6 protein-coding genes are annotated in these 10,373 nt (G+C 76.3%); 1 reads left to right on the top strand and 5 read right to left on the bottom strand.

Going from position 1 to position 10,373, the window contains the following annotated elements; genetic code table 11:
- Positions 1 to 22: 22 nt before the first annotated feature.
- The 4 genes from ACFWM7_RS29270 to ACFWM7_RS29255 all read right to left on the bottom strand — a co-directional run bounded on the left by ACFWM7_RS29270 (position 23) and on the right by ACFWM7_RS29255 (position 6,687).
- Positions 23 to 2,365: an ABC transporter substrate-binding protein gene (locus ACFWM7_RS29270; RefSeq protein ID WP_383266128.1), complete on the bottom strand. Its 2,343-nt coding sequence runs from the start codon at positions 2,363 to 2,365 to the stop codon at positions 23 to 25.
- A 1-nt stretch (position 2,366) separates the two neighbouring features.
- Entirely contained in the window at positions 2,367 to 4,865 is a 2,499-nt protein-coding gene (locus tag ACFWM7_RS29265; RefSeq protein WP_383266126.1) for a bifunctional serine/threonine-protein kinase/ABC transporter substrate-binding protein, read from the bottom strand.
- Positions 4,866 to 4,874: 9 nt separating this feature from the next.
- Complete coding sequence (locus ACFWM7_RS29260; protein ID WP_383266131.1) at positions 4,875 to 5,651, bottom strand: hypothetical protein; 777 nt, start codon at positions 5,649 to 5,651, stop codon at positions 4,875 to 4,877.
- A gap of 196 nt (positions 5,652 to 5,847) precedes the next feature.
- Entirely contained in the window at positions 5,848 to 6,687 is an 840-nt protein-coding gene (locus ACFWM7_RS29255) for an alpha/beta fold hydrolase (protein WP_383266123.1), read from the bottom strand.
- 165 nt (positions 6,688 to 6,852) lie between these two features.
- Between ACFWM7_RS29255 and ACFWM7_RS29250 the strand changes: the two genes are divergently transcribed.
- Positions 6,853 to 9,396 (top strand): GTPase-associated protein 1-related protein, encoded by a 2,544-nt coding sequence (locus ACFWM7_RS29250; RefSeq protein ID WP_383266120.1) that lies wholly within the window; start codon positions 6,853 to 6,855, stop codon positions 9,394 to 9,396.
- Positions 9,397 to 9,743: 347 nt separating this feature from the next.
- Here the strand turns inward: ACFWM7_RS29250 and ACFWM7_RS29245 are convergent, their stop codons facing one another.
- Positions 9,744 to 10,322: a 1,4-alpha-glucan branching protein gene (locus ACFWM7_RS29245; protein WP_383266117.1), complete on the bottom strand. Its 579-nt coding sequence runs from the start codon at positions 10,320 to 10,322 to the stop codon at positions 9,744 to 9,746.
- Between the last annotated feature and the right edge of the window lie 51 nt (positions 10,323 to 10,373).

Below are 10,373 nucleotides of genomic sequence, written 5' to 3'. Positions count from 1 at the left end.
GGCGGCAGTTCGACGACAGGCCCTACAGCTCGTCGTACGGGCCGAGGAAGCGGGGGCGGCTCTTCTCGATGCGGTAGAGGAAGATCCCGTTCTCGTACCGCACCTGGCGGGTCGAGGCGTGGAAGGCGAGGGTCCGCACGATCCCGGGGTGCTCGGTCCGTACGAGCCGCTGGGCGAGCCCGCTGCGCACCTCCCCCGTGGCGCTGGTGGTCGCGGCGGCGCGGGCGATCAGGCCGACCGCGTCGTACGCCTCGGCGGCCCAGGTGGCCGGGGGTGCGCCGAAGCGCTTGCGGTGGGCGGCGGTGAAGGCCCGGGCCGCCGGGAGGGCTACGGGGTCGGCGTACGCCTCGGCGAAGACCCAGCCGTCGGCGGCCTCGCCCGCCCCGTCGAGGAAGGCGGGCCCGAGGGCGGGTCCGGCGGCGACCCGGGCGCCGGTGAAGCCCTCGTCCGCCAGCGCGGTGGCCAGGCGGGCGGCCCGGGACGCGTCGCCGCCCCCGAGCACCACGGCGTCCGCCCCGCCGGTCATCGCCTTCCGGGCGACCGCGCCGAAACCCGCGTCACCCCGGGCGAGAGGGTGTTCGAGGAGGGTGGCGCCGGTGAGGGCGGCGTTGCGGAAGGTACGCCCGATCTCCGCGCCGAGTCCGGTGCCGGCCGCGTCCTCGACGAGGAGGATGCGGGTCGCGGGGCTGGTGCGGGTGAGGTAGCTGATGAGGCCGGGGGTGAGCATCCGGTCCAGGGGGCGGGTCACGCAGAGGTGGAGGCCGGTGCCGGACTCGACGGAGCTGGAGCCCGCCGCGACGACGACGGTGGCCAGCCGCGCCGCGCTGTACCGCTGGACGACCTCCTCGCGCAGGACGTCTGCGGTCGGCCCGAGGACCGCGACGACCGCGGGGTCCGCCGCCAGCCGCCCGGCCACCTGACGTGCCTCCGCCGGGTCGCCCGCGTCGTCCTCGGTGCGCAGGGCGAGCCGGAATGTTTTGTCCTTACGGGAGTTGTGGTCGGCTACGGCGAGCTGGGCGCCGCGCTGGTGGGCCAGTCCGGTGGCCCGGCCGGGTCCGCCGAGGTCGGCGTGGAGGCCGATCGTGTACGTGGGCGACTCCCCGGACCCCGCCGAGGGGCCGCCCGCCTGCCGGTCGCTCCCCCGCAGGGCGATCCAGGCCGCGGTGGACCCGCCGGCGAGGACGACGGCCCCGGCCGCCCCGGCGGTGAGGACCCTGCGGCGGGTGGGACCGCCCTGTCGGCCGGCGGTTCCGTCCTCGGTCGATTCGTCCTCGGTCGCTTCGTTCCCGGCCGGGGTGAGCGCGGTGGGGAGCGGTCCGGGGTCCGGCAGCGCGAGGGCGGCGGCGGACCGCTCGGCGATCAGCGCGGGGAGCCCGGCGGGCATCGGCCAGGGGCCGGAGGCGGGGGCGACCGGCTCCGGGTACGCGCGGACGGCCTCGCGGGGGTCCGGGGCCTCGCGGGGGTCCGGGGACTCGCGGGGGTCCGGGGACTCGCGGGGGTCCGGGGACTCGCGGGGGTCCGGAACCTCGCGTGGGCCCTGCCCCCGGGGCCCCGTCTCCCCCTCCCCGCCCGCCGCCAGGGCGTCCCGGACCCGGCTCGCGGTGGGGCGGACGGTCGGGCCCTTCGCGAGGCAGGCGGCGATCAGGGGGGCCAGGCCGGGTGGCACGTCCGTCAGGTCCGGCTCCTCGTGGACCGTGCGGAACAGGGCGCCCGCCCCGCCGCCCTCGCCGAACGGGCCCCGCCCGGTCGCCGCGTACACGAGGACGCAGCCCAGCGAGAACACGTCGCACGGCGGCCCCAGCGGCCCCGCCGACGCCTGCTCGGGGGCCAGGTAGCCGGGTGTCCCGATCACCGCGCCGGTGGCCGTCAGCGCGGTGGCCCCCTCGTGGCGGGCGATCCCGAAGTCGATGAGGCGGGGGCCGTCGAGGGCGAGGAGGACGTTGCCGGGTTTGACGTCGCGGTGGATCAGCCCGGCCTCGTGGACCGCGGCGAGGGCATCGGCGAGCCGGTGTCCGAGCGCCCGGACGGTGGACGTGGGCAGCGGGCCGCCGGCCCCGACCACCTCGGCCAGCGACGGCCCGGGGACGAACGCGGTCGCCAGCCACGGTTCGCGGGCCTCGGTGTCCGCGCCGAGCACCGGGACCACCCACGGCCCGGTGATCCGCGCGGCGGCCTCGGCCTCCCGGCGGAAGCGGGCCCGGAAGCCGGGGTCGGCGGCGTGCTCGGCCCGGATCACCTTGACGGCGGCGAGCGCCCCGCCCGCCGAGCGCGCCAGGTAGACCACGCCCATGCCGCCCGCGCCGAGCCGGACGAGGGTGCGGTAGGGGCCGACCGTGCGGGGGTCCTCGGAGGTGAGGGACCGCACGTCAGCTCTTCGGCTTCGGGGCCGGGCCGAGGTAGCGGATGCGGCCGTCCTCGACCCGGTACAGGTGGGCGTCCTGGCCGACGAGTTGCTGGCGCTCCTCGTCGAACGCGTAGGAGCGCGAGACCCCGTCGTACCGGGCTGCGGCGATCGCGGCGGAGAGCGCGGACCGGGTGGGCCGGCCGTCGCCGGAGGGCGTGGCGCCGGTCGTGGCCGTGGTGCTCGCGGACACCCCCGAGGCATCGGCTGTCGCTCCGGTGGCCGGGGCCGTCGATCCGGTGGCCGACGCCGTCGCGCCCGTGGCCGGGGCCGTCGCTCCCTTGGCCGCGGCCTCGGCCACGGCGGCCAGTTCGCGGGCGACGAGCCCCGCCACGTCGTACGCCTCGGCCGACCAGGCGGCGGGCGCGGCGCCGAAGCGTTTGCGGTGGGCGGCGGCGAAGGTCGCGTCGGCCGGGGCGCTCGCGTCGGTGAACGGGGCGACGAACTCCCAGCCGTCGGCCGCCGCACCCGCCTGCTCCAGGAAGTCCGGCCCCATGACGGTGTGCTGGGCCATGCACGGTCCGGCGAAGGAGAGGTCGGCGAGGATGCGGGCGACCCGGGCGGCGCCGGCCGCGTCACCGGCGTAGAAGAGGGCGTCGCTCCGGTTGGACAGGAGGTCGGTGAGGACCGGGTCGAAGACGGTGGTCCCCGCGGGCACCACCCGGGGGTGGGTGGTGCCGGTGGTGAGCTGGGGGGTCAGCAGGTTGGCCGCGTACCCCGCCTGGTAGGCCGCCTGCCCGCCGGCCCGGTCGACCAGGACGCCCAGCCGCTCGACATCGGGGCGCAGCAGGAGGCGGTTGACGACCGGGACCGCGAGCGCGGCGTGGGAGGGGGTGGCCTGGAAGAAGGAGGCGTTGGCCCGTTTCGGGAAGGTGATCTGGAGGGCCGACACCGTCAGGACCGGCAGCACCGCCTCGTCGTACGCGGACAGGGCCGCCCCGGCCGTCTCGTCGCTCGTGGGGCCGATGACCGCGAGGACCTCCGGGTCACGGGCGAACTCCTCGGCGACCTGGGCGGACCGACGGGCGTCGCCCTGGTCGTCGAGGACCTTCACGGCGAGCCGGAAGGGCTGGTCGTCGAGGGAGTTGAAGCGGTCGACGGCGAGCCGGACGCCGCGTTCCTGGGCGCGCCCGGCAGGGCTCCCGGGTCCGGTGAGGTCGGCGTGCACGCCGATGATCCAGCGGCTGCCCCCAGGAGACCCGTCCCCGCCGCCGCCACCGGGTTCGTCGCGGGTGAGGCGTACGGCGGCGAGGGCTCCGGCGCCGAGGGCGAGCGCGCCCCCGGCCGCGTACAGCAGGAACCGCCGTCGTCCGGGGGCGGGTTGCGAGGGCCCGGGGTCCTCGGCGACGGCCACGGTGGCCTCGATGTCGGGCAGGGCCAGCAGCGCGGCGGCCCGGTCGGCGATGATGCGGACGGCGTCCTCGGGGAGCCAGTCGGCGGTGGCCCCGGCGGGGGTGTCCTCGGCGATCAGGGTGTCGAGTTCGGCGGCGGCCGGACGCTCTCCGGGGTCCTTGGCGAGGCACCGCTCCAGCAGCGCGCGCAGCGCGGGGTCCTGAATGCCGTCGAGGTCGGGGGCGTCGTGGACCGTGCGGTAGAGGACGGCGTCGACCGCGCCGCTGCCGAAGGGCGGCCGGCCGGTGGCCGCGTACGCGAGGAGGCAGCCGAGCGAGAAGACGTCCCCGGCGGACCCGACCGGCCTCCCGGACGCCGCTTCGGCGCCCCCGGGCCCGGACGCCGCCTCGATGTCCCCGCGCACCGCCTCCGCGCTCCCCGACACCGCCTCGGTGTTCCCGCGCGCCACCTCGGTGCTCCCGGGCCCGGACGCCACCTCGGTGTCCCCGCGCACCGCCTCCGCATCCCCCGACACCCGCTCGGGGCCCCCGACCCCCGACGCAGCCCCGCCGTCCCCCCACACCTGCTCGGGAGGGAGGAAGCCCGGGGTGCCGACGATCAGTCCGGTGGCGGTGAGCGCGGTGGCGTCGGCGGTGCGGGCGATCCCGAAGTCGATCAGCCGGGGGCCGCCGGCCGTCAGCTGAACGTTGCCCGGTTTGACGTCGCGGTGGACGAGCCCGGCGGCGTGCACGGCGGCCAAGGCGCGGGCGAGCAGCCGGCCGAGGACTCCCACGCTGCGCACGGGCAGCGGGCCGCGCCGGGCGACGACGTCAAAGAGCGTCGGTCCGGGTACGAACTCGGTTGCCAGCCAAGGCCGTTCGGCCTCGGTGTCGGCGCCGGTGATGGGCACGGCCCACGGGCTGTCGACCCGGCGGGCGGCCTCGGCCTCGCGGCGGAATCGGGCCCGGAAGCCCTCGTCCCCGGCGTACTCGGGCAGGATCACCTTGATCGCGGCGAGCGCTCCGGCGTCGGTCCGGCCGAGGTAGACGACACCCATGCCGCCCGCTCCGAGGCGGCCGAGGAGCCGGTGTCCGCCGATCCGGGCGGGGTCGGTGGGTCGCAGGTCGTCCATCGCCGGGCCTCAGCTCTGCTTCTCGACGGCGGATCGCAACTGCACCAGCATGGCGGCCTGCGCCTGGACGACGAGGTCGTCGATCTCCCGCTGGGCGCGCCCCTTCGCCCCCTTGCCGGTGACGGCGAGGGTGAACTGCTGGACCTGCGCCTGCTGCCAGGCGTAGTAGTGCGGCCCCCCGACCTCGGAGCTCTGGTACTGCCCCGCCTCGCTCAGGAAGTCGTCGGAGTTGTTCTGGTTGGCCTCGCCGCCGAACTGCGCGCCCGCGACCAGGGAGCCGATCAGCTCGCCCTCACGCAACTGCTGGGTGGGGCAGCGCATCGACTCCTCGATCGACTCCGCCACCTCCCAGGCCGCGTCCTCGCGGGCACGGTGCACGGTGACGGTCGCGGCGAGCCGCACCGGCCCCTTGCCCGCCTCGGCGGGCACCTCGAACGACCGGCTGAGGGTGGCCAGGACACTGTGTGCGGGTTTCTGCTGCTGCCAGACGCAGTCCTCGCCGAGCACGGGCCAGGTGTCCGGGTCGCTCTCGTACGGGCTCCGCTTCACCACGCCGGGGCCGAAGCTGTCGGGGTCGGCGATGACGCGGCCGATGAGGTCCAGCGCGGCCGCCCGGGTCTTCGGCAGCCGGGCCGGGTCGGGGTCGAGGGTCTCCGTCGCCTCGGCAAACGGTCCGGATGCCGCGCCGCCGCTCGCACGGGCACTCGCACTCGCGGATACGTCGCGCTTCTCGGCCTTCCCGGGGTCGCCCGCCGTACCGGAGCAACCGGCGAGCAGCACCGTCACCAGGGTCAGGGTCAGGGTCAGGGGCAGCGCGAGCCGCCCTCCTCTTAACGGCACGTGACGGCTCACAGCGTTTCCCCGTTCCTCCTCGACGCCGCGTCGATCATAAGTTCGCCGCCTCGCCGTGGTGGTGGCGTCCGGGGACTGTTGCCTCATCGGGACATGCGAGCACCCCGTCACACAGCCGCCCCGGCCCCCGTCAGGCCGTCTCCGCCAGGAAGGCTCCGAGGTGTTCGACGAGGGCGTCCGGCCGGTCCAGCGGGATCAGCGTGTAGCTGTCGGCGATCTCCACCAGCCGCCCCCGCGGCAGGATCTCGGCCAGGCGCCGCCCGTGGTCGAGCGGCATGACGCGGTCCTCGGTGGCCCAGATCACCAGCGCGGGCCGGTCGAAGGTGCGCAGCTGCTCGGCCCACCGCAGGAGTTCGGCCCTCTCCGGCACGCCGAGCACGTAGGCGCGCAGGTCGCGCCGGATCTCCGCGGAGGTCAGCAGCGGCCGGAACCACCGGTCCATCGTGGCTTCCGGCACGGGACGCTTGCTCATCCATCCCCAGGTCATGGGCAGCCGCCGTGCGGGCTTCAGCCGGAGCAGCGAGAAAGCGTCCCTCAGTCCTCCGGGCAGCTTGGCGAAGGCGGCGAGGTTCCGGCCGGGCAGTCCGGGCGGATAGTTGTCGAACGCCTCGCAGGACGTGATGACGAGCCGGCCGATCCGGTCGGCCCGCCCGTCGGCGACCAGCGCCTGAGCGCCGCCCCAGTCGTTCATCACCAGGGTCACGTCCTCCAGTTCGAGGGCTTCCAGGAACTCCGCGACCAGCCGCGCGACCCCGAGGACGGACAGGTCGGCGTCGGCGGCCATGGGCCTGCGGTGCCCGCCGAGCGGCAGGGTCGGCACGATGCACCGCACCCCGGCCCCGAGCCCGGTGACGACGTCGTCCCACAGCGACCCGTCCATGGCCACACCGTGCAGCAGAACCACCACGGGCCCCTCGCCCCCGGTGTCGTGGTAGTCGATCACGCCCGCGGAAAGCCTCACGTCGCTCATGCGGCCAACGTAGTGCAGCGGTCCTCGGGGCAGCACCTGACGCAGCGTAGGGATGATGTCCCCGTCCTTGATAACGTCGCCCCCGCGGCTGCGGACTTCTCCCCCGACCCAGCCGTACGGGGTGGGCACGGGGACCGGGCGCGGCAGGACGAAGAGGGCCGACAGATGAGCCTTGCACAGGTGCACTACACCTCCGCCGCGCCGGGGGACGAGGGAACGGCGGGCCGGTTCACGGCGGTCGGTGCCGGGGTGTCCGGGGCCCTGCTGGCGGAGATCGAGCCCTTGCTGCGCCACGAGCTTCCCGAAGGCTTCCCCGATCGCCCTTCGGACGACGAACTCCGCTCGCTGCCGCAGTCGTTCACGTACGCCGCCCTCTCCGACGGCAGCCGTCTGGTCTCGCGGTCGGCCCCGGTGCGGGAGACGGGTGGCGGCGCGGGGCCGGGTGTGCGGTTCCACGCGCACGCGGTGCACCTGCCGCCGGGGGTGCCGTTGCCGGGCGACCGGCTGCCGGTCGAGGCGTGGCGGTCGCCGCACTGGGTGGCGGTGACGCCGGGCGGCGCGATACCGGACCCGCTGACGCTGCCGCCGGGCCCGGCGGCGGTCTCCGAGGGCCTGGACGACTTCGCCGTGTCGCGCGGCCCCTGGCTCGCGGCCGTACTGGCGGATCTGCGCCGGGCGAGCGACGCGGAGGCGGCCGAGGGGCGGCCGGTGGTGCTGGTGGAGCGGCAGTGCGCGGACGTGGCCCGGTGGCTGGGCCTCGCGTCGGTGACGCTGCCGAGGGAGAGCGCGGAGCGGCTGACGTTCACCACGTACACCCGGCGGCCGGGGAGTTCGGCGGTAAGGGTGGCGGGGGTGCTGCCGGAGGACGCGGAGGCGGCCCGGGCGGCGGGCCTGCGGGTACACGCGTGCGCGGGGCAGGCCCCCTCGGGCGGTGGCACGGACGACGTGTGGGCGACGACGGTGGCGCGCATCTGGCGGAGCCGGTCGCCGGAGCTGTTCCGGGAGGCACGGGAACTGCCCGGGGAGCCGTTCGCCGCAGGCCCGTTGGCGGTGACGGCCCTGTGCGCGGGGATCGCGCTCGGGCCGGACGAGCGTGCCGCAGCCGCCGGTTGGGCGGCCGACCGCCCCTACGCCCTGGACGCCAAGCGCACGGGCCAGTTGGTCGAGGCCCTCACCTCCCCCGGCATCGACGACCGAACGGGCCCCGAATTCGACGCGGCCGGGCGGCTGTTCGGCGCACTGGAGGGCCGCTGCCCCGCCCCGGTGACCGCCCCGCTCGCGGCGATGCTGGTCACGGAGGCGGTCCGGGGCGGCAACGGTTCGCTGGAACTGCCGCGCCGAGAAGCGTTCGTGGGGCCGGAAGGGGCGGCGGTCACGGAGCGGCTCGGCCCGGAGATCCTGACCGAGCTGAGCGACACGACCGGATCCCGTTCGGTGGCGCGGACCGTACAACTGCTGCGGGTGGCACGGCTGTTGGGTGTGGACGGTACGGATTCGCTGCCGGGGGTCGTGGGCCGTCTGGCACCAGCGCTGCTGGCAGAGGCGGCGGCGGCGACGACGGAGGCGGCGGCGGATGAGGGCGGGGCGGGGGCCGAGGGCCCCCCGGGCTTCGCCCCGGCTCTGCTGGAGCTGCTGGACGAGCAGTTCGAGGTGCGGACGGCGTTGCTCGGCGCGCTGGACCGGATCGCCCCGCAGGACCCCGGGGCGGTGGCCCGGTTCCTGGAGCGGGTGGCGCTGCCGTTCACCGGGACGCAGGCGTTGCCGCATCTGCGGATGTGCGCCGAGGTGCCGGCGGCGATGGCGACCCTGGGCGGTGACCGGGCGGCGGTGTGGCACCGGGTGCTGCGAGCGGCCGGCCTCTCCCCCTTCGCCGAGCCGCTGGTGCTGCGCACGGCGGTGGGGCTGGTGTGGGAGGACCGGGCCCCGACGGTGGAGGAGGCCCGGCTCCTGCTGGACGCGGCCACCTCGGACTCGCACCGCGTGGCGGGCACGTGGGCCCGCCTGGTCGACGCGGCACTGGGCGCGTCCGCCGCGGAGCCGTCCCCCACCGGCACACCCTCCGCCGGAACGCACTCCATCGCCTCGTCCACCGCGAGCCCCGACGGGGCGGCCGCCCTCGCCCACGACCTCCTGCGCGGCTTCCCCGAGGAGATCGGCGGCCGGGAACGGGCGGGCCTCCTGCTGCTGGACCTGGTCCGCGAGCTGCGCACGGGCGCCCCGGACCCCGACTGGGCGGAGACGGTCCGCACCCTGTGCGCCCAGGCGGAACCGGTCGAACCGGCGCTCCGGGAGCGGGCGCACGCGGCCCTGGTCGAACGGCTGCTGGCCCCGGACCGCCCGGGGGCGGAGCTGTACGCCTTCGTCCACGGCGACGACGCCGAGCTGATCGCCGCGTACGACCGCACCGCCCGGACGGAGACGGTACGGACCCGGCTGCGCACCCAGCCCGCCTACGCGGCGGACTGCTTCACCGTCTGGACGGCCCACCCGCACGCGGGCAAGGCCTGGCCCCCGGTGGCCGCCGCCCTCCTGGACGAGGTCCTGCGCCCGGCCGTCCGCGCCATGTCGGCCGAGGACGTCGCGGAGGTCGAGGCGACGGTGGGCCGCACGGGCAGCAGCGGCCGGGCCGACGCCTTCCGGACCTGGAACCGTTCGAGCACCCTCGGCCGCCTGGGCCGCCGGATCGCGGGGCGGGTGCGGCGGGGATGAGCGGGCCGGTGGAGGGGGCCCAGTCCGCCGACTGTCTCGAAATCACACTTGTATGCGTTGCCCTGTTCGCCCCGGATGCCACACCCCGGAGGGGACCGTCGACCAGGCCGCGACGTGGGCCGCGCGTACCGCCCAGCGCGGAGGCGACGGGACCGGCCGCCGCGCCGGTGGCAGCACGCGAGGTTCGGGCGGTGCGGGATCCGTCGTCGTCATGACCCGAACCTCTCGCACCGCCCGGCCCGGCACGTCGTACCGCGTGATGATCCGCCTCCGCCGTACGGGCGAGGAGGGGCGATCGCGACCTCACGCCTGCCCCGCCCCCGCGCCTGCCCCTCCCCGGGCGGCCTCTACCGCGTCGCGACGGCCGCGAACACGCCCCGCGCGGCCGTTCCGTCCGGCCAGGTCCACCCGGCGACCAGGTGTGCCGTCGGCTGCTGCTCGGCCTCCGTGGACGGCAGGACCCGGTTGATCCGGACGTCGAACCCCTCGGCCGGGCCGGTGCCCCGGACGGTGACGGTCGGGTCGGGGGTGTCGCTCTCGCTCTGGCGCTGCGGTTCCGCCTCGCCGCGCAGCAGGGCGCCCAACTGCGCCAGTACCACCGGGTCGTGGACGCCGTCGTAGATCCACCGGGTGCCGAGCACTCCATGCTCGGAGGTGCCGATCAGGGCCTCTTCGGGGGCGTCCTCCAGGGCCGCACCGCGATAGCTCAGCGGCACCAGGTACGCCACCGGCTCCTCTGCGGCGGTGTCCACCACGACCATGAACTCGATCCCGACCTCGCCCGCCGGGTCGTCCAGCCGGAACCCGCCGGCGCCCGTCAGATCCGGCGTTCCCGTGTGGCCCGCGTACCACTTCTGCTGCGGCAGCCAGCCGGTGATCAGCTCCAGCTTGGTGGGCGTCATGGTGGTGCGGTGAACGGTGGCCACGGAAGCTCCCTCATCGGTCGGTCTGCGGTCGGTCACGCCCCCGTGGGGGCG

This window comes from Streptomyces sp. NPDC058375 (assembly GCF_042723425.1).
Lineage (GTDB): Bacteria > Actinomycetota > Actinomycetes > Streptomycetales > Streptomycetaceae > Streptomyces > Streptomyces durocortorensis.
The sequence above is the reverse complement of the archived record's forward strand: the minus strand, read 5'-3'. Positions and strand labels throughout refer to the sequence as shown.